The sequence below is a fragment of the Pseudomonas sp. S3_E10 genome (genome assembly GCF_054667615.1).
Map to the genome: position 1 here is coordinate 1,306,553 of NZ_CP162743.1, position 20,117 is coordinate 1,326,669.

The 20,117-nt window shown below is 61.7% G+C and carries 17 protein-coding genes; 8 read left to right on the plus strand and 9 right to left on the minus strand.

Annotated features, from left to right (window positions below):
• Positions 1-16: 16 nt before the first annotated feature.
• The 4 genes from AB4N98_RS05815 (at position 17) to AB4N98_RS05830 (ending at position 5,219) form a co-directional block, all read left to right on the plus strand.
• Positions 17-556: an RNA polymerase sigma factor gene (locus AB4N98_RS05815; RefSeq protein WP_460149305.1), complete on the plus strand. Its 540-nt coding sequence runs from the start codon at positions 17-19 to the stop codon at positions 554-556.
• Entirely contained in the window at positions 553-1,521 is a 969-nt protein-coding gene (locus AB4N98_RS05820) for a FecR family protein (protein WP_017529631.1), read from the plus strand. The genes AB4N98_RS05815 and AB4N98_RS05820 overlap by 4 nt, the downstream gene beginning before the upstream one ends.
• Positions 1,522-1,649: 128 nt before the next feature.
• Positions 1,650-4,220: a TonB-dependent receptor gene (locus tag AB4N98_RS05825; protein WP_460149306.1), complete on the plus strand. Its 2,571-nt coding sequence runs from the start codon at positions 1,650-1,652 to the stop codon at positions 4,218-4,220.
• 99 nt (positions 4,221-4,319) lie between these two features.
• Complete coding sequence (locus AB4N98_RS05830) at positions 4,320-5,219, plus strand: DMT family transporter (RefSeq protein WP_116078292.1); 900 nt, start codon at positions 4,320-4,322, stop codon at positions 5,217-5,219.
• A 16-nt stretch (positions 5,220-5,235) separates the two neighbouring features.
• Here the strand turns inward: AB4N98_RS05830 and AB4N98_RS05835 are convergent, their stop codons facing one another.
• From AB4N98_RS05835 to AB4N98_RS05850, 4 genes are all read right to left on the minus strand, one after another.
• On the minus strand, positions 5,236-6,438 hold the full coding sequence (locus tag AB4N98_RS05835) for a class I SAM-dependent methyltransferase (protein ID WP_017529633.1): 1,203 nt from the start codon (positions 6,436-6,438) through the stop codon (positions 5,236-5,238).
• A 158-nt stretch (positions 6,439-6,596) separates the two neighbouring features.
• Complete coding sequence (locus AB4N98_RS05840) at positions 6,597-7,214, minus strand: TPM domain-containing protein (RefSeq protein ID WP_017529634.1); 618 nt, start codon at positions 7,212-7,214, stop codon at positions 6,597-6,599.
• 31 nt (positions 7,215-7,245) lie between these two features.
• Positions 7,246-7,971 carry a TPM domain-containing protein gene (locus AB4N98_RS05845; RefSeq protein ID WP_026067408.1) on the minus strand — a complete coding sequence of 242 codons (726 nt, stop codon included), beginning with the start codon at positions 7,969-7,971 and terminating at the stop codon, positions 7,246-7,248.
• Between the two features lie 18 nt (positions 7,972-7,989).
• Positions 7,990-8,601 carry a LemA family protein gene (locus AB4N98_RS05850; protein ID WP_017529636.1) on the minus strand — a complete coding sequence of 204 codons (612 nt, stop codon included), beginning with the start codon at positions 8,599-8,601 and terminating at the stop codon, positions 7,990-7,992.
• Positions 8,602-8,842: 241 nt separating this feature from the next.
• On the opposite strand from AB4N98_RS05850, the gene bglX reads away from it, so the two are divergent.
• Complete coding sequence (gene bglX, locus AB4N98_RS05855) at positions 8,843-11,134, plus strand: beta-glucosidase BglX (protein WP_065877123.1); 2,292 nt, start codon at positions 8,843-8,845, stop codon at positions 11,132-11,134.
• A gap of 291 nt (positions 11,135-11,425) precedes the next feature.
• Complete coding sequence (locus AB4N98_RS05860) at positions 11,426-14,344, plus strand: S8 family serine peptidase (RefSeq protein WP_368949840.1); 2,919 nt, start codon at positions 11,426-11,428, stop codon at positions 14,342-14,344.
• Positions 14,345-14,362: 18 nt separating this feature from the next.
• On the opposite strand, the gene AB4N98_RS05865 is transcribed toward AB4N98_RS05860, so the two are convergent.
• The 4 genes from AB4N98_RS05865 to AB4N98_RS05880 all read right to left on the minus strand — a co-directional run bounded on the left by AB4N98_RS05865 (position 14,363) and on the right by AB4N98_RS05880 (position 17,581).
• Entirely contained in the window at positions 14,363-15,520 is a 1,158-nt protein-coding gene (locus AB4N98_RS05865; RefSeq protein ID WP_068937774.1) for a phospholipase D-like domain-containing protein, read from the minus strand.
• Between the two features lies 1 nt (position 15,521).
• On the minus strand, positions 15,522-16,112 hold the full coding sequence (locus tag AB4N98_RS05870) for a YceI family protein (protein ID WP_017530485.1): 591 nt from the start codon (positions 16,110-16,112) through the stop codon (positions 15,522-15,524).
• Positions 16,113-16,196: 84 nt separating this feature from the next.
• Positions 16,197-16,511, minus strand: coding sequence for an amidase (locus AB4N98_RS05875; RefSeq protein ID WP_460061157.1), 315 nt, complete (start codon positions 16,509-16,511; stop codon positions 16,197-16,199).
• Positions 16,508-17,581, minus strand: coding sequence for a serine hydrolase domain-containing protein (locus AB4N98_RS05880; RefSeq protein ID WP_017530483.1), 1,074 nt, complete (start codon positions 17,579-17,581; stop codon positions 16,508-16,510). Before AB4N98_RS05880 ends, AB4N98_RS05875 begins: the two co-directional genes overlap by 4 nt.
• Positions 17,582-17,764: 183 nt before the next feature.
• On the opposite strand from AB4N98_RS05880, the gene olsB reads away from it, so the two are divergent.
• A complete protein-coding gene (gene olsB, locus AB4N98_RS05885; RefSeq protein WP_017530482.1) occupies positions 17,765-18,520 on the plus strand; it encodes an L-ornithine N(alpha)-acyltransferase in 756 nt (251 codons plus the stop codon).
• A complete protein-coding gene (locus AB4N98_RS05890) occupies positions 18,520-19,311 on the plus strand; it encodes a lysophospholipid acyltransferase family protein (protein ID WP_017530481.1) in 792 nt (263 codons plus the stop codon). Before olsB ends, AB4N98_RS05890 begins: the two co-directional genes overlap by 1 nt.
• Positions 19,312-19,424: 113 nt before the next feature.
• On the opposite strand, the gene AB4N98_RS05895 is transcribed toward AB4N98_RS05890, so the two are convergent.
• On the minus strand, positions 19,425-20,009 hold the full coding sequence (locus AB4N98_RS05895; RefSeq protein ID WP_017530480.1) for an acyl carrier protein phosphodiesterase: 585 nt from the start codon (positions 20,007-20,009) through the stop codon (positions 19,425-19,427).
• Positions 20,010-20,117: the final 108 nt, after the last annotated feature.

Genomic DNA, 20,117 nt, shown 5'->3' on the forward strand with positions numbered 1-20,117 from the left:
GTCAAGAAGGATATCCATGTCTCGTCCCAAGCCCGACCCGTTGTCGGCCGATGCCTTTCGCGGGTTTTATACGGACATTCTGTATTTCCTGTGCAAACGCACCGACAACGTCAACGACGCGGCCGACATGACCCAGGATGTCTTTGCGCAATGGCTCAACTACCGCGACCGGGCCAACGTCGAGCAGCCACGGGCGTTTCTGTTCCAGATGGCGCGCAACCTGCTGCGTGATCACTGGCGCAAACAGAAGGTACGGCACACCGTCCATGCGGGTCACGATGACATAGACGCGGAACCTGTCACCGACGAGCAAAACGAACCCATGGCCGCGGCGCTGCGCCTGCAACGCCTGGAACAGTTGAAAGAAGTCCTCGCCGAACTCTCGCCCCGCAGGCGAGAAGCCCTTATGCTGCACCGCTTCGAAGGCCTGAGCCAGGCGCAGATCGCCGAGCGCATGGGCATTTCGACCAGCATGGTGGAAAAGCACATCGCCTTTGCCCTGCTGCATTGCAAGCGACGCCTTCACACCGAACCCGGCACGGAGCAGCCAGAATGAACCGCCTGAGCGACACCGACGCCCTCGACATCGAAGACAGCGACGCCATCGATGCCCAGGCCGCCAGTTGGTTTGCCCGCCATCGCAACGACGCCGACCGTGCCGACCGCAAGGCCTTTGCCGCCTGGCTGGCAACACCCGCGCACGCGCGCGCCTATGCCGAGTTCGAACAACTGTGGGCCGACCTGGCCCAATTGCAGCAACTGAACAAACCCGTGGCGCTGCCGACGCGCAAAACCTCCGTGTGGCGCCCTGCCCTGGCCGTGGCCGCCGGGTTGCTGTGCGCCGTACTGGCCACCCAGATAGGCGCGCCCCGCACGCTTTACCACACCCAGGTCGCGGCGCATGCCAAGGGCATGCGCACCTTGCCCCTGCCGGATGGCAGTACCTTGTATGTGAATGCCAATACGCGCCTGCGCGTGGATTTCACCGCGCACCAACGCATCGTGCATCTGGACAAAGGCCAGCTGTACATCGAAGTGGCCGCCGACAAGGAACGGCCGCTGTTCGTGCAAGCCGGCGAGGCCAGCGTGCGGGTAGTGGGCACCGGGTTTGACGTGCGGCGCAGCCCGCAACAGCTGGTGGTCAGCGTCGCCCATGGAGAGGTCGCCTTCGAGCCGGACGCAAAAAGCCCGGCCACCCTGCTTGGCGCCCGGCAACGCGCCAACTACAGCTACGCCCAGGGCACCGTGCAACAACAAACCCTCACCGGCGAAGAGGTCGCCGACTGGCGCGGTGGCCACTTGTCGTTTCGCAACCGTGAGCTGGCCGGCCTGATCGATGAACTGAGCCTGTACCGCCCCCAGGCACCGATGCAGGTCAGCAACGCCGTGGCGCACCTGAAGGTCTCGGGCAATCTTGATGTGAACGATCCAGACGCCCTGCTCAACGCATTACCGGCCCTGCTGCCGGTGAAAACCGTGGTCTCGGCCGATGGCATCGTACGGATTGAATCGAGCAAATAACTCGCTGAAAGCCACACATGAGAATATTTTTCATTCGCAGGTGTGGTTTTTTTTGCCTGCTCCGTCTTCCTCCGGTCTGCGTTTGATACGCGCACCTTTCTGGCCATTTGGCCGCACCGGGGGATTTCATGTTTCGCGCGCCTTGCCATGCTTCGCACCTGTTTCTTCGACCGACCCTCATCGCCACCTGCCTGGCCTTAAGCCTCAGCGCCCAAGCCGACTCGCTCACGCTGCAGCTGCCTGCGCAGCCATTGGCAACATCCTTGAGCCAAGTGGCGCAGCAGGCAAAAATCCAGCTGCTGTTCGATGAAGAGTTGCTCAAGAACGTAAAGGCGCCGGCCCTCAGCGGTGACTTCACGCCGGAAGTGGCGATCCGCACCCTGCTGAAAAACGGCGAATTCACCTTGATCAAGGTCGGCAGCACCTACGTGGTAAGGCCCGAAGAGGCCAAGACCACCAACAGCGGCGCGATCCAGCTGGACGCCCTGAGCGTGATCGGCACCGGCAATGAAGTCGACTCCAGCACCGTAGGGCGTTCCACCTTGAGCCAGGCGGATATCGATCGATACCAGCCCGACAACATTCCATCGCTGCTGCAGACCCTACCTGGGATATTCATGGGCGGCTCACCCAAGCCAGGCGGCCAGACCATCAACATTCGAGGCATGGGCGACGCCGAAGATGTGCCCATGACCGTGGATGGCGCGACCAAAAGCGGCTTCGAACGCTATCAACAAGGCACGGTTTTTATCGAGCCGGAGCTGATCAAAAGCATTGAGGTAGAGAAAGGCCCCTACTCGCCATTCAACGGCAACGGCGGTTTCGGCGGCACGGTCAACATGACCACAAAAGATGCACCGGACCTGCTCCAGGACGGGCGCAATGCCGGAGCAATGACCAAGTACGGCTACTCCAGCAATACCCACGAGCAGGTGTACAGCGGCGCGCTGTATGGTCGCACCGATGACGGGCGCATGGACGGCCTGATCTACCTGACCAAGCGCGACGGCGCAGACATGAAGCTGGCAGGCACGCCGCCGGACCCGCGCAATGAATACCCTATAAACCCCAAGCGCCTACCCAACAGTGCGCAGGATGTAGAAGGCGAGCTATTGAAGTTCAATGCTCACTTCACCGACGAACACAGCATGGGACTGTCCTACTCCAGCGCCAAAAGCGAACGCATGGCGCCGTTTTCGGCTAAAAGCTACCCGTCACCACCCACGCAAACGACCATCAACCGGTATGGCTACGAAGGCGCGCTGAAACGTCTTCTGGCCGACCGAGAAACCGTCGACACCACCTGGTCGGGCAAATACCAATACCAGCCGCTGAACAATCCGTTGATCGACCTAAAACTCAGCTACTCATTCTCTCAGACCGACCAGACTGACGAGCGCGCCGAGAACGCCGTCATAGGCCTGAGTACCGGTGGACGCAAGATGGAAACGTCTTACACCGATCGAATACTTGAGGTACGCAATATAAGCCTGCTGACCACCGGCCCGCTGGAACACGCGGTCACCACCGGCGTGCAGATCCGCAAGCACAGCCGCGAAACCGAAAGTTGGATGCCGGGGGCGACCTACAACACCGCTAGATACAACTATGGGCATTTCCAGCCCTACTTCATGCCTCACGGCAAGGCCGATACCAACGCTTTCTATGTGCAGGACGCCGTAACACTCGGCGACGTAACAATCACCCCGTCCCTGCGTTACGACCATGTGCGCAACCGCGGCGAAGCCAATGATGCGCCGTACTACAGCAACCCGGACCCGCGTGTCGGCCATGACTACAGCGACCGCACCTATACAGGATGGTCGCCGCGCCTGGCCGCGTTCTGGAACGTGACCCCGGATGTGGCGTTCTTCGCCAGCTGGAACCGCACGTGGCGTGCGCCGGTCATTGATGAACAATACGAGGTCCAAGGTGCCAACAGCACTCGCAGCGCCACCAGCCTCAACCTCGAACCGGAGCGTATTACGGCCATCACAGCGGGCAACGTCACCCATTTTTCCGGTGTCTTTACCCGCGATGACAACCTGCAACTGCGCACCACCCTGTTCCACAACCGTATCGAAGACGAAATCATGAAGGCCACCGGCATTGGCTGCGAACGGCAAATGACGGTGCCGGGCAATATCGATACGGTGTGTACCGACACGGCGTCCAGAACCAACTATCGCAACGTCGGCGGCATGACTATCAAGGGTGTCGAACTGGAGGGCTACTACGACTCGACGTACCTGTTCGGCTCCCTGACTTACTCCTGGGCTACAGGTAAACGCGATAACCCCTACACCAACCCCTGGGCTACCGACCGTCACGTATGGGCACGGGATATCCCCCCGGCCAAATGGGTCGTGGTATTGGGCACCAAGATTCCGAGCTGGAACGCGCAAGTGGGCTGGCAGGGCCAGTTCGTACGCAAGACCGATCGCGTACCCACCGACATCTACTCTGGCGGCTTGAACTCAACCATCGGCGACTTTATCTATGACCAAACCGAAAACGCCAGCTACGACACCCAGGGCCTGTTCGCCAACTGGAAACCGCAACAGGCAGGCCTCAAAGGCACCGAATTCAACTTCACCGTAGACAACCTGTTCAACCGCAGCTACCAACCTGCGCTCAGCGGCGAAGGTGTCTACAGCGAAGGCCGCAACGCCAAGATCAGCGTCACCCGCTTCTTCTAAAACTGTACGGATAAATCCGCGCCCAGCTGTAGGCCCGCGTTCGGCGGGGGTTGTGGCTAGATGGGCTTCCCTTGAAGCCCTCTGGATTTCGGTTACCCCATGAACTCGCGCGAAAACACCGGCATGGCCCTCGGCCTGTTGGGCGTCATCATCTTCAGCCTGACCCTGCCCTTCACTCGTATCGTGGTGCAGGAGATCCACCCGCTGCTCAACGGCCTCGGCCGTGCGCTGTTTGCGGCAGTGCCGGCGGCGGCGCTGCTGCTGTGGCGCCGCGAGCGCTGGCCTGGCTGGCGCCAGGTGCGCGGGCTGTGCCTGGTGATCGCCGGGGTGATTCTGGGCTTCCCGGTGCTGTCGGCCTGGGCCATGCAAACCTTGCCGGCGTCCCATGGTGCGCTGGTCAATGGCCTGCAACCGCTCTGCGTGGCGCTGTACGCGGCGTGGTTGTCCCATGAGCGGCCATCCAAAGCCTTCTGGGCTTGCGCGGCGTTGGGCAGCGGGTTGGTGCTCGGTTACGCGTTGATCACCGGGGCCGGCAGTATCCAGGCGGGCGATCTGTTGATGCTCGGCGCCATTGCGGTAGGCGGCCTGGGCTATGCCGAAGGCGGCCGCCTGGCCAAGGAAATGGGCGGCTGGCAGGTAATCTGCTGGGCACTGGTGCTGTCGACACCGGTACTGATCGGCCCGGTGTGGTACCTGGCGGCGCAGCATCAAGGTGTGATTTCCATGCGCACCTGGTGGGCGTTTGGCTATGTGTCGCTGTTCTCGCAGTTCCTGGGGTTCTTTGCCTGGTACGCCGGGTTGGCCATGGGCGGCATTGCGCGGGTCAGCCAGATTCAGTTGCTGCAAATCTTCTTCACCATCGCGTTTTCGGCATTGTTCTTCGGGGAACATATCGAACCGATTACGTGGGTGTTTGCGTGTGGGGTGATCGTGACGGTGATGTTGGGGCGCAAGACAGCGGTGCAGCCTGCGCCCATCCCCAAGGTACACACCGTCTAACGGTGAGGTGCTGTGTTCAGCCCAGCAACCCATCCGCGCGCAGCAGGGTTTCCAGGCAGTGTTCGCTGATGTGGTAGAACGCCTTGAGCTCTTGAATCTTCTCCAGCAACTGCGCGTTGTCCACCGGCTCGGCGCGCTTGACCGCCAGGATCATCTTGTTCTTGTTGGTGTGTTCCAAAGAGATGAACTCGAACACCTTGGTCTCGTAACCACAGGCTTCAAGGAACAACGCACGCAAGCTGTCGGTGACCATTTCCGCCTGCTGGCCCAGGTGCAGGCCGTATTGCAGCATCGGCTTGAGCAACACCGGGCTCTGGATCTGCAGGCGGATCTGTTTGTGGCAGCACGGCGAGCACATGATGATCGACGCGCCGGAACGGATACCGGTGTGGATCGCGTAGTCGGTGGCAATGTCGCAGGCATGCAGGGCGATCATCACGTCCAACTCGCTGGGCGCCACGCTGCGCACGTCACCACACTTGAACACCAGCCCCGGGTGTTCCAGGCGGGCGGCGGCGGCGTTGCACAGGGTTACCATGTCTTCGCGCAGTTCCACGCCGGTGACTTCGCCTTCGGCCTTGAGGGTATTGCGCAGGTAGTCGTGGATCGCGAACGTAAGGTAGCCCTTGCCCGAGCCGAAGTCGGCGACGCGCACCGGTTGCGCAAGCTTCAGCGGTGACGAGGTCAGGGCATGGCTGAACACTTCGATGAACTTGTTGATCTGCTTCCACTTGCGCGACATCGACGGGATCAACGCCTGCTTGGCGTCGGTCACGCCCAGGTCGGCGAGGAACGGGCGGCTCAGGTCGAGAAAGCGATGCTTCTCGCGGTTATGTTCGGCCGAGGGCGCCTCACGCAGTTGCTGCGGCTTGCTTTTGAACAGCGAACTTTTGTTCTTCTTGCTGTATTCCAACTGCGCTTCATCGGTCAGCGCCAGCAAATGCGCGTTCTTGAACGCTGCCGGCAGCAGTTCGGCAATCGCTGCCACCCCGTCGGCCAAGGGCAAGTTCTTGGTGATGTCGCGAGTTTTGTAGCGGTAAACGAAGGACAGGCATGCCTGCTCCTTGACCGTCACAGGCTTGATGATCAGCCGTTGCAGTTCGGCTTCGTCACCCACGTACTTGGCCAGTACCAGTTTGATAAAGGCGTTCTGCGCCAGGTTTGTGCTCAGCAGTTCGATGAACTGGGCGTGATGATCCGGTTGAGCGGTGACAGACATGAACAAAAACGCCTCGGGCAGGGAATACCAGGCATTTTAGGGGGGATGGGGGTTAAGGGCACGGGGTTATTTGATCAGTGGTAAATTCCTGAGCCACTGTAGATCCAATGTGGGAGGGAGCAAGCCCCCTCCCACACTTTTGCTCAGTGGTGGCTGGGCTATTCGAGTACCACCAGGCGATTGGGCAACTCATTGCGAGCCTGCGTCACCGGCACATGCACCTTGAGCAACTCGCCACAGGCTTCAATGCAAGCGATAAACCCGGCCAGCGTCTGCCCCTGTTTCACCTGCTGGGTAAACGCCTTGACGATGGCATCCCAACTGCTGTTATCCAGGCGCTTGGAAATGCCCTCATCCACTAGGATCTCCACATACCGCTCGGCCTCGCTGACAAAAATCAGCACGCCGGTACTGCCCAGGGTGTGGTGCAAGTTCTGTTCGAGGAATTGGCGACGTGCCAGGTTCGAAGCACGCCAGTGGCGCACCGACCGGGGGATAAGCCGCGTGGTGACCTTGGGCAGGCGAAACACCAGGCACAGCACAATGAACGTCGCCCATTGCGCCAGCAACAAGGTGTACATGGTCAGGTAGCCCGACAGGTAATGCACCACACCTGGCACCACCAACGCGATCAAGCTGGCCCACAACAACGGGATGTAGGCGTAATCATCGGCACGCGCGGCCAGTACCGTCACCAGTTCGGCGTCGGTCTGTTGCTCGACCCGGGCGATGGCTTCGGCGACTTGGCGTTGCTCGTGTTCAGTCAGTAATGCCATGGTTGTACATGCTCTTTTCTCGTTATTGTCATCACCAGCCACCTGAAGCGCCGCCGCCGCCAAAACCGCCACCACCGCCACGGAAACCACCGCCACCACCGCCTCCCCCGCCGCCGCGCCCGCTGCTGAGCAGCGCCAGCAAGATCGCCCCCACCGGCAGGCCCATGCGGTTGCACAACCACAACACGCCGATCAGCAGCACGAACAGGCCAATGGAAAACCCGGGATTATCCTTGGCGAAATTGGCATCCGCCACATGGGCGGGCACCGCCAGCGGCTCGCCGCCCACCACCTGGATCATCGCGGCCACGCCGTCGCTGATGCCCTGGCTGAAGTTGCCGGCCTTGAATTTGGGAACAATGACCTGGTTGACGATCACCCAGGACTGCGCGTCGGTGAGCACGCCTTCCAGGCCGTAACCCACTTCGATGCGCAATTTGCGCTCATCGCGGGCGACGATCAACAGTGCGCCGTTGTCCTTGCCCTTCTGGCCAATGCCCCACGCACGCCCCAATTGATAACCGTAGTCTTCAATGGGCACGCCCTGCAGGTCGGGCACGGTAACCACCACGATCTGGTCACCGGAGGTTTGCTCCAGCGCCTGCAACTGTTGGGTTAGCTGCTGGCGCGTCGCCGGGTCGAGCATCTGGGCGTTATCCACCACCCGCCCGGTCAACGCCGGGAAGGTCAACGCCGCCTGGGCCGCGCCCACGCAGGCCAACAGCCACAGCGCCAGGCCTATCCGTAATAAACGCATCGACACCTCAGTGCAGCCTTATTTGAACTTCACTTGCGGTGCTTTATCGGCATCGGCGCTGGTGGCTTCAAACGTGGCGCGGATCGGCAAGTCGCTGTACATCACGCTGTGCCACAGGCGACCGGGGAAGGTGCGGATCTCGGTGTTGTAGGCCTGCACAGCCTGGATGAAATCACGACGGGCCACGGCAATGCGGTTTTCGGTGCCTTCAAGTTGCGATTGCAGGGCCAGGAAGTTCTGGTTGGCCTTAAGGTCCGGGTAACGCTCGGACACCACCATCAAGCGGCTGAGGGCGCCGCTCAAACCGTCCTGGGCTTGCTGGAACTGCTTGAGTTTTTCCGGGTTGTCGAGGGTGCTGGCGTCCACTTGGATCGAGGTGGCCTTGGCCCGCGCCTCGATCACGGCAGTGAGGGTGTCCTGCTCGTGGGCGGCGTAGCCCTTGACCACTTCCACCAGGTTGGGGATCAGGTCGGCGCGGCGCTGGTACTGGTTCTGCACCTGGCCCCAGGCGGCTTTGGCCTGCTCATCCAGCGTGGGGATGTTATTGATGCCGCAACCGCTCAGCACGGTGCTGATCAATAGCAAAGCCGCGGCCTTGAAGCCCCAGCGGTAACCGTGTGCTGCTTGCATGGTGTATCTCCTGCCCAATCTTTGATGGAATTTGACGACTAACCCTATAAACCACGCGCTTGGGGCATAATCCGCCACCACTGGAATGCATCGAGCCAATCAGCTACAAAGATGCCCAGCGCGAAAAAGAGTTCAGAGTGTGCTGCATTTATCTGAACAACACCCGAACAACAATAGACGCTCCCCACATTTTGGCCGACGGCGCCCATGGTGCTGTGCAGTGAGCCGAAAAAGGATATTCATGAAAAAGCTGTGTTTGCTCGGCCTTGTTGCCACTCTGGCCAGTCACCCCGTATGGGCAGAAACAAAGCCTGCTGCGCTTAAAGACAAGGACGCCTTCGTCAGCGACCTGCTCAAGCAGATGACCCTGGATGAAAAGATCGGCCAATTGCGCCTGATCAGCATCGGCCCCGAAATGCCCCGTGAGCTGATCCGCAAGGAAATCGCCGCCGGCCGCATCGGTGGCACGTTCAACTCCATCACCCGCCCGGAAAACCGTCCGATGCAGGACGCGGCCATGCGCAGCCGCCTGAAGATCCCGATGTTCTTCGCCTATGACGTGATCCACGGCCACCGCACCATTTTCCCGATCAGCCTGGCCCTGGCGTCCAGCTGGGACATGGACGCCATCGGCCGCTCCGGGCGCATCGCCGCCCAGGAAGCCGCCGCCGACAGCCTCGACATCACCTTCGCGCCGATGGTCGACATCTCCCGCGACCCACGCTGGGGGCGCACGTCCGAAGGTTTCGGTGAAGACACCTACCTGGTCTCGCGCATTGCCCAAGTGATGGTGCGCGCCTTCCAGGGCGCCAGCCCCGCGAACGCCGACAGCATCATGGCCAGCGTCAAGCACTTCGCCCTGTATGGCGCGGTGGAAGGCGGGCGCGACTACAACGTGGTCGACATGAGCCCGGTCAAGATGTACCAGGACTACCTGCCGCCCTACCACGCGGCAATCAAGGCCGGTGCCGGCGGCGTGATGGTGGCGCTCAACTCGATCAACGGCGTGCCCGCCACCGCCAACACCTGGCTGATGAACGACCTGCTGCGCAAGGACTGGGGCTTCAAGGGCCTGGCCGTGAGCGACCATGGCGCGATCTTCGAGCTGATCAAACACGGCGTGGCCAAGGACGGGCGTGAAGCCGCCAAGCTGGCGATCAAGGCCGGCATCGACATGAGCATGAACGACTCGCTGTACGGCAAGGAGCTGCCAGGGTTGCTCAAGTCCGGCGAGATCGAGCAGAGCGACATCGACAACGCCGTGCGTGAAGTGCTCGGCGCCAAATATGACATGGGCCTGTTCAAGGACCCGTACCTGCGTATCGGCAAGGCCGAGGACGACCCGGCCGACACCTACGCCGAAAGCCGCCTGCACCGCGCCGATGCGCGTGATATCGCGCGCCGCAGCCTGGTGCTGCTGAAAAACCACAACCACACCCTGCCCCTGAAAAAATCCGCGACCATCGCCCTGGTCGGCCCGCTGGCCAAGGCGCCGATCGACATGATGGGCAGTTGGGCGGCTGCTGGCAAACCCGAACAATCGGTGACCCTGCTTGACGGCCTGAACGCGGTGATCGGCGAGAAAGGCAAAATCATCTACGCCCGTGGCGCCAACATCACCAACGACAAGGCGGTGGTCGACTACCTCAATTTCCTCAACTTCGATGCCCCGGAAGTGGTGGATGACAAGCGCGCGCCGCAGGTAATGATCGACGAAGCGGTCAAGGCCGCCAAGGAGGCCGACGTAGTGGTCGCCGCCGTTGGCGAGTCCCGTGGCATGTCCCACGAGTCGTCGAGCCGCACCGACCTGAACATCCCGCAAAGTCAGCGCGACCTGATCAAAGCCCTCAAGGCCACCGGCAAACCGCTGGTATTGGTGCTGATGAATGGTCGTCCATTGTCGATCCTCGAAGAGAACCAACAGGCCGACGCCATCCTGGAAACCTGGTTCGCCGGCACCGAAGGCGGCAACGCCATCGCCGATGTGCTGTTCGGTGACTACAACCCGTCGGGCAAGCTGCCGATCACCTTCCCACGCTCCGTGGGGCAGATTCCGACCTACTACAACCACCTGACCATCGGCCGGCCGTTCACCCCAGGCAAGCCGGGCAACTACACCTCGCAGTATTTCGATGACACCACCGGGCCGCTGTTTCCATTCGGCTACGGCCTGAGCTACACCACCTTCAGCCTGTCGGACATGGCGCTGTCGTCCACCACCCTGAACAAGACCGGCAAGCTCGACGCCAGCGTCACCGTGCAAAACACCGGCAAGGTCGACGGCGAGACCGTGGTGCAGCTGTATATCCAAGACGTGGCCGGCTCGATGATCCGCCCGATCAAAGAGCTGAAGAACTTCCAGAAAATCATGCTCAAGGCCGGCGAAGAGCGCACCCTGCACTTCACCATTACCGAAGAAGACTTGAAGTTCTATAACACCCAGCTCAAGTACGCGGCGGAACCGGGTGAGTTCAATGTGCAGATCGGGTTGGACTCCCAGGACGTGCAGCAGCAGACGTTCGAATTGTTGTAATACCCGCGGCCCCCTCTTCAGCAAAAGAGGGGGCCACGTGCTCGCCCGTGTCGAGCCGCGCTAAGTTAACTTTCGCTCACCTCTCCAAGCCAAGTCCTACATCAAGCCCCCTGCGTACTCGCACACCCTGTCCGCCCAATTTCATGTGCAGGTGTGTGGACTATGTCGCCCACGAAAAACGCCCGAGCGGCAACTCGAAAGACGTTCGATCCATCATCGTTCAAGCGGAATGCGTTCGCCCTCTGTGTCCTTGGCGGCCTCTCGGGTACGCCCGTTGATGCTGCAAATTATGTGGAACAAGGCCGGCTGCACGACGCGGCCAGTTGGCGCAGCGAAGAATTCAAACGTAACTGGGGGCTGGGCGCCGTAGGTGCCGATTACGCCTATGCCCGAGGTTTGAGCGGCGCGGGTGTACGCCTGGGGGTGTATGACTCCGGAACCGACCTGCGTCATAGCGAGTTTGCGGGCAAGCCCAATAATGGCGTGCGTCTGGCAGACCCTGGGTGCATGAGCGATACCGTGCTGTACGACGGCTGCTTCTACAGCGAAGGTGACCGTGGTGCCGTAAACGTTGTGGATGCACTGCCACCCGAAGCGTTGCTCGCCCTGGAAGAGGCCATTGAAAATGGTGACCTCACCAGAGAGGAACTGGACAACTACCTCAAGAACGTGAGCAACCGATACGACCCGCACGGTACTCACGTTGCGGGTATCGCGCTGGCCAATCGAAATGGCGAAGGCGCACAGGGCGTTGCCTACGCCGCCACCGTGAGTGCGGTGCGCCGGTTCAGCAATACCTACCAAGGGACGCCTGGTGAATCACCCTTCATGGTCGCCAATATGACGCGCGAAGCGGTCGACCTCGCCTACGCCGACCTGCACAGGCAGGGCGTGCGTGTGGTCAACCACAGTTGGGGCGCCCCGACATTGCCGGCGGATGAAGCAGCGCTGGACGCGTTGTTAAACAACACCAGTAACCTCCAATACCCAGAGCTCAAGGCCATTGCCGACAGCGCGGTCAAATACGGCATGCTGCAAGTCTGGGCAGCGGGCAATACCCGGGTAGAAAACATGTCCCCGCAAACGGCGCCCTTTCCCGGACTTCATGCCAGCCTGCCACGCGCCATGGCAGAGCTTGAGCCGTATTGGTTGAGCGTGGTCAATTTAAATAAAGAGCTGACCTTGAGCGATCGTTCCTACCGCTGCGGTTTCAGCAAAGACTGGTGCCTGGCCGCACCGGGAACGGGCATCCAATCCACCTGGGTGGCAGGCTCGGTAAACACCGAAAATCACTACGACGACGAAGGCGCGGTCGACGGTTTCAAAGTGACCGGCGACACACCCGAACTCGCTTACTCGACTCAGTCAGGCACCTCCATGGCCGCCCCCCACGTCACCGGCGGGCTGGCGTTGCTGATGGAACGCTTCCCTTACCTCAGCAACCCGCAGATCCGCGACGTACTGCTGACCACGGCCACCGACCTCGGCGAGCCGGGCGTGGACGACGTCTACGGCTGGGGCCTGATGAACCTGAAAAAAGCCATCGATGGGCCCGGCCAATTGCGCGTCGATACCGTGGTGAATATGGACCGTCCTGCCGGCGGCGCCATCGTCTGGCAAGGCGCTGCCTGGGACGACTGGCGCAACGATATCAGCGGCCCCGGACGCCTGGAAAAAACCGGTATCGGCTGGCTGCGCCTGAGCGGTAATAACAGTTTTGCCGGGGCCACGCTCAAGGAAGGCGTTCTGGAACTGGACGGTACCAACCGTCTCAAGGGCGACGTCGCACTCGACGGCGGTGTCCTGCGCCTCAATGGCACGCTGGCTGTAGAGGGTGATTATCAGCAAGCCGGCGGCGCAACCTTGATGACCGGCCTGGTGGCTCAGCCCGCTGCGGCAAACCTGCAGGTCAGCCGGCAGGCTTCGATCAACGGCGGCACGCTGTACCTGAACGCATCGCCCAACAGCTACCCCTTGGGCCAGCGCTACAACATCCTGCAGGCCAAAGGCACGTTGAACGGCGAGTTTGCCTCGATTGACCATCGTGAGTTCTCCCCCTTCCTGAGCGTTTCGCAGCTCAAGCAGGGCAATGACTTGCTGGTGGAATTCGGCCGTGGGCGCTCCCTGGCGTCAGCGGCCGACACTGCCAACCAACGCGCCGTCGCCGCTGCGGCAGACGCGCAAACCTCGCCCACCCCGTTGCTGCAACGCCTGACAGCACTGTTTCCGGACCAGGCGCCGTCCGCCCTCGACCAGTTGAGCGGCGAACTGCATGCCAGCACCCAGGCGGTGTTGATCGAAAACAGCCGTGTGCTGCGCCAGGCGGTGCTTGAGCGTCAACGCGTTGCGCACGACAGCCGCGCCGACGAATCAGATGCGGCGAGCCGTGGCGCATGGGTGCTGCTGCCCCGCCAATCCGGCCAACTGGCAGGCGATAACGGCAGCGCACGCACGTCGCACAGCAGCACGGGCCTGCTGGTCGGTTTCGATCATCAACTGGAACAAGGCACGCGCATGGGGCTGGTGGCCGGCACCGGTAGCACCGAAATCAAGGCCGGGCCACGCGGCAAAGCGACTGTCGACACCTACCAGTTGGGCCTGCACGCCGGGCACACCTGGGACGCGTTCGGCCTCTATGGCGGCATCGCCTATGCGCAACACGACATCCAGACCAAGCGCCGCGTCAGCTTCCCCGGCGTAGAGAACCGCCTGTCCGCCCACTACGCCAGCCGCACGGTGCAGACGTTTGCCGAAGCCAACTACAGGTTCATCCATGACTTCTGGGATTGGCAGCCCTATGTGCAACTGGCCAACGTGCAGCAGCGCAGCAAGGGTTACAACGAGCGAGGCGGCGTGGCGGCACTGCGCGGCAAAGGTTCGAAAGAAAGCGTCAACCTGACCACCGGCGGTGTGCGACTCAACCTCGACCTGGGCAAGGCGCAAATCGGCCCATCATGGCTGAGCGTGCGTGGCGCTCTGGCCTACACCCATGCCAGCGGCGACCTGCAGCCTTCCACCCAGGCCGCCTGGGATGGCGCAGGGGTGATGACTGTCAGCGGTGCGCCGCTGGATCGCCTCAGTACCCGCATGGAGTTGGGCGCCACCGCGCGCCTGACCCGCGCGAGTGCCATCGACCTGAGCTTCACTCGGCAGCGGGGCGAACGCACGCGCGACCAAAGCCTCACCGCCCAGTACACGCTGCAGTTTTAAGCCACCGGCGGGGGTGCCTTACCCCCGCCGATCCAACAGGTTGACCACCAACCGATCAATCCAGCCCCACACCCGCTGCTTAACCCGCCGCCACAATGGCCGTGCTTTCCAGGCCTCCAGGCTCACCGCCTGGCTTTGCCCGAAATCACGCTCGAAACTGCCCGCGACCGCCTGCGTCAACTCAGGGTCCAACGCCTCAAGGTTGGCTTCCAGATTGAACCGCAGATTCCAGTGGTCGAAATTGCACGAACCGATGCTGACCCAGTCGTCCACCAGCACCATCTTCAGGTGCAGAAAACACGGTTGGTATTCAAATATCCGCACGCCCGAGCGCAGCAAACGCGGGTAATAACGGTGCCCGGCGTAACGCACGGAGGGGTGATCGGTACGCGGGCCGGTGAGCAGCAAACGCACATCCACCCCACGCCCGGCCGCTCGGCGCAACGCACGGCGCACGCCCCACGTGGGCAGGAAGTAAGGCGTGGCCAGCCAGATGCGTGCCTTGCTGTTGTTAAGTGCACGGATCAACGATTGCAGAATGTCGCGGTGTTGACGGGCGTCGGCATACGCGACGCGACCCAGCCCAGGCCCGGTGGCCGGCAGCTTGGGCAGGCGCGGCAACCCAAAGTGGGTGGCCGGCTTCCACTCCCGGCGAGCCACGTTGGCGTGCCATTGCCGGTCGAACAGCGCTTGCCAGTCCAGTACCAGCGGGCCGCTGATCTGCACCATGACTTCATGCCAGTCGGCGGTGTCCTGCCCTGGCGTCCAGAATTCATCGGTAACGCCGGTACCGCCAACCACGGCGATGCTCTGGTCAATCAACAGCAACTTGCGGTGGTCGCGATACAGGTTGCGCATCCAACGCCGCCAATTCAGGCGATTGTAAAAACGCAACTCCACACCCACCTCGGTCAAGCGCTTACGCAGCCCGAGGGTAAACGCCAGGCTGCCGTAATCATCGAACAGGCAGCGCACCCGCACGCCGCGCTCGGCGGCCAGCACCAACGCCTGCACCATGGCTTCGGCGCAGGCACCGGCCTCCACCAAATACAACTCCAGATCAACCTGACGTTCGGCGCGGGCAATGCCCACCAGCATCTGCGGAAAAAAACGCGGCCCGTCGATCAGCAACTCGAAACGGTTGGCGCTGCGCCACGGGAACACCGCGCCACTCACTTCAGCGCGCCGTAAAAATCAGCACCGCACCCACCGGCACCGACAAACTGATCGACTTGAGCCCCGCCGCCTTGCGCAACGCCGCCACACCCGGCGCGAGGTCGAAATCCTCGGCATGCAACACCACAGGTTCCAGGGTGACCACTTGGAAGCGCCGGTCATCCAGGCGCGTGGCGAGTAATTCGGCGCTGTAGGTCTGGGTTTTGCCGTGCAGGGTCACGCTCAGCGGCAAACGCAATTCCAATTGCGCGCCGGGGGCAAGTTCGTTGATGGGTTGCAGGTTGATCTGCGTGTTGATAAGCGCTTCAGGGAAGGTCTTGATCTGGAACAGGCTATTGCGCATGCGCTCGTCACGCAGCGGGATGCCGCTGTTGACCGACTCCAACTCCACCTCCAACTGCGCGGCGCCCTTGCCATCGACCTTGCCGTGCAGCACCAGAAAGCGCTGCACTTCGGCGATCTCGGTGTTTTTGGTGGTGACAAACGACAGGCGTGAGGACTCGTTGTCCAGGTACCAGTCGGCGTGGGCGGGCACGGCGGCACCGGCCAGCAAGGTGAAGGCCAGGGGTTTGAACACAGACGCGTTGAACATAAAAACTCGTGGGGCGAAAAACCTGGACGAACCTTAAGCGCATGTCACGAGCGGCGCAAATCCAAATGTGGGAGAAGGGCTGAATCAGGGGGTCAACCGACACCCCTGCCGCTCGCCCAACCACCGCGCCGTGTGCGTGCGCCCCAACCCAGTCGCCGTCACCTCGCTGCGCTGCGGGTTATCCCTGAACGCGCTGGTGGGTACGTATTGCTTTACATACCCCAGGCAATACGGCGCCGGGTTATTCGCCACGTACCGGCACGAGCAGTATTCCTTGGCGGTGTACGCCGCGATGATGTCGGGGAAGGCCTGCAGGTTGACGCGCTCGTGCCACCCCCAGCCGAGCAAGGCGAGCAACAGCAGCAGGAACAGGCTGGTAAACGGCCGACGACGGATCATGGCTGCACCGCTGCGAGTACGCGTTTAAGCAGTTCGTTGTGACGATAAGTACCGTCGCGATCATCGCCGTAGCGCACGATCACCACGTGTTCGGCGGGCATTATGAACAGTGCCTGGCCCCAGTGGCCAAGGGCGGCGAAGGTGTCGGCGGGGGCGTCGGGCCAAGGCTTTGGCGTGCCCTGGTTAAGCCACCAGTGGCCGCCGGGAACGGCTTCGTCCTGGCCGGTGTTGTAGTGAGCGAACGGCTGGCGGTTGAAGGCGACCCACTCCTTGGGCAGCAATTGCTGCTGGTGCCAACGCCCGTCACGTGCCATCAACAACCCTACGCGAGCCAGGTCGCGGGCGGTGAGGTAGGCGTAGGACGAGGCGACGAAGGTTTCGTCGGCATCGGTTTCCCAGGTGGCGTTGCGAATGCCCAGCGGCTGGAACAGCACATCCCACGGGTAACTCATGTAGGCCTTGTGGCCGAGCATGCCCTTGAGCGCGGCGGACAATAAATTGCTGTCGCCACTGGAGTAACGGAAAGCCTGACCGGGGGCGCTGAATGAGTCGGAGTTGGCGGCGAACTCGGCCATATCGCTGCGGCCTCGGGTGTAGAGCATCGCGACCACCGAAGATTTCAGCGGCGCGTATTCGTAGTCTTCCTGCCAGTCCAGGCCCGAGGCCCAGTGCAGCAGGTCGGCCATGGTCACCGTCGGGTGCTGTTTCATTGGCGGGTAAAAACGCGCCACGGGGTCGCTGAGTTTGAAGCGGTTATCGCCGTAGGCCACGCCGAGCACGGTGGCCATCAGGCTTTTACTGATCGACCAGGTCAGGTGCGGCGTGCTGGCGGTGGTGGGCGCGGCGTAGCGTTCATAAATGACCTGGCCGTCGCGAATCACCAGCAACGCGTCGGTGCGAATGCCTTGGCGGGTGGCGTCATCACGCGCAGGGAATGCGTAGGTTTCGAGGGCTTCGACGGCGGGGCCGGACAGTGGCGGGCCCTTGACCCAGTCCGTGTCGGGCCAGGTTTCAGCGCGGGCGGTAACGGTGATGAACAGCAGGGCAACACACAACAAGCCTCTGACCATGGACGCAGACTCAAGGGGGCATTCGAGCCCGCGAGCCTAGCCCAGGCGCATGACAGATTGACGACAGAGGGGCTGTCATCCAAGCGTCACCATAACTTCATGGAGATGACACCGGGGCTACATAGCCTGAGTTTGGACAAACAAGTCGACCGGCCGAAAGTGGCTGGCACTCGGAGATTCGCCATGACTCAGATCGCCCGCATCAGCGACACCGGCAATGAACGCCGCCTGCAAGCCGAACGCCTGGTTGGCGCCAACGCTTTGCAGGAAGCCCAGGCCCTGCGGTTCAACGTGTTCAGCGGCGAATTCAACGCCAAGCTGAAAGGCGCGGAACATGGCCTGGACATGGATGACTATGATGTTCACTGCAGCCACATCGGCGTGCGGGATTTGAACAGCGGTCGATTGGTCGCCACCACCCGTTTGCTCGACCACCAGGCCGCCAGCACCCTGGGCCGGTTCTACAGCGAAGAAGAATTCAGCCTGCATGGCCTGCTGCACCTGCAAGGGCCGATCCTGGAAATCGGCCGCACCTGCGTCGACCCGGCTTACCGCAACGGCGGCACCATCGCGGTGTTGTGGGGCGAGTTGGCCGAAGTGCTCAACCAGGGCGGCTACAGCTATTTGATGGGTTGCGCGAGCATTCCGATGCACGACGGCGGTATCCAGGCCCACGCCATCATGCAGCGCCTGCGCGAACGCTACCTGTGCAACGAACACCTGCGCGCCGAACCGAAAAAACCGCTGCCGGCGCTGGACTTGCCGTCCAACGTAATTGCCGAAATGCCGCCGCTGCTCAAGGCCTATATGCGCCTGGGCGCGAAGATCTGCGGCGAGCCATGCTGGGACGAAGACTTCCAGGTCGCCGACGTGTTCATCCTGCTCAAGCGCGACGAGCTCTGCCCGCGTTACGCACGTCACTTCAAGGCGGCCATGTGATGAGCCGGCTACGCATCTACGGGCGCATCGCCCGCGTGCTGGTGGTGGTGGCGCTGGGCTTGAGCATGGCCAGTGTATTTGGCCTGTTCGAACGCTTGGGCGTGGCCAATTCGATGGTGCGTCGCCAGCGCTGGTCGCGGTTCTTTATGGCCCGGCTGACCAACGCCCTGCCCTTTCGCGTGACGGTGCACGGCGAGTTGCCGACGCAGCCGATGCTGTGGGTGAGCAACCACGTGTCCTGGACCGATATTCCACTGCTGGGCGCGGTGGCGCCGATGTCGTTCCTGTCCAAGGCGGAAGTGCGCACCTGGCCGGTCGCCGGTTGGCTGGCCGCCAAGGCAGGCAGCCTGTTTATCCGTCGCGGTTCGGGTGACAGCCAACTGATCCGCAAGCAGATGACCCGTCACTTGGAACAACAGCACCCGCTGCTGATGTTCCCCGAAGGCACCACCACCGACGGGCGCAGCCTGCGCACGTTCCACGGGCGTTTGCTGGCCAGCGCAATCGACGCGCACGTATCGCTGCAACCGGTGGCGATCCGCTACCTGCGCGACGGGCAAGTGGATGCGCTGGCGCCGTTTATTGGCGATGACGATTTGCTGTCGCACCTGATGCGCTTGTTTGCCAACGATCAGGGCGATGTGGAAATCCACGTACTCAAACCGATTGCCTGCGCCGGGCAGGAACGCGCGGCGCTGGCGTATCAGGCGCAGCAGGCGGTGCAGAAGGCGTTATTCGGGCCGTTGCCGGAGACCGAACAAGTGGCTGTTCGGCCAGCGTTCGCCGCCTGATATGAGCTAAACACGGTTCCAATGTGGGAGGAGGCTTGCTCCCGATAGCAGTAGTTCAGTCAACCTATACAGTGACTGACCCACCGCCATCGGGGGCAAGCCCCCTCCCACAGCTAGATCTCAGTAGTCAGTTGGTCTTGTGCAAATGCCTGCAATTGTGGATAGAACATCCGGAAGTCCTCACTCAGCGGCTCATACAACACACGCAACTCCTGCATCGCATGTTCCAACGCCTGCGGCTGAGTCAACCGCCGCGAAATCCCGCGCAGCACCTGCTCCATCACCGCGAACTCACGGTACGAGCCCAGCCAATCGTCCGCTGCCATATACGGTGCAATCTGCGCCAGCCGCCCCGGCAGTTGCGGTTCGGCCGCGAGCACGCGGTACACCTGCGAAGTGAAATGCTCCAGCGGCTGGTCGGCATACAGCGCCCAATCCCGCGCCAGGCAGTGGTCGAAAAACACATCGAGGACGATCCCCGCATAGCGCCTGCGCGTAAGGCTGAAGCGCGATAACGCCGCCCCTACCAGCGGGTGGCTGTCGGTGAAGCGGTCGATGGAACGATGCAACTGGATCGCCGATTCGATCGGCAGGCTGAACTGGCCCTGCAGGCGACCTTTGACAAAGTCGCCATAAAGGCTACCCAGCAGTTGTGCCGGAAGTTGGCCGCCCAGATGCAGATGTGCGAGATAATTCATGGCGCGCAGTCTAGCACTGCCAACCACGTATCGTTATAACTCGATATACCGATTCAGAAGGGTCTCAGATCAAAATCATATTGGTATATCGGGATGTAGCGATTTAAA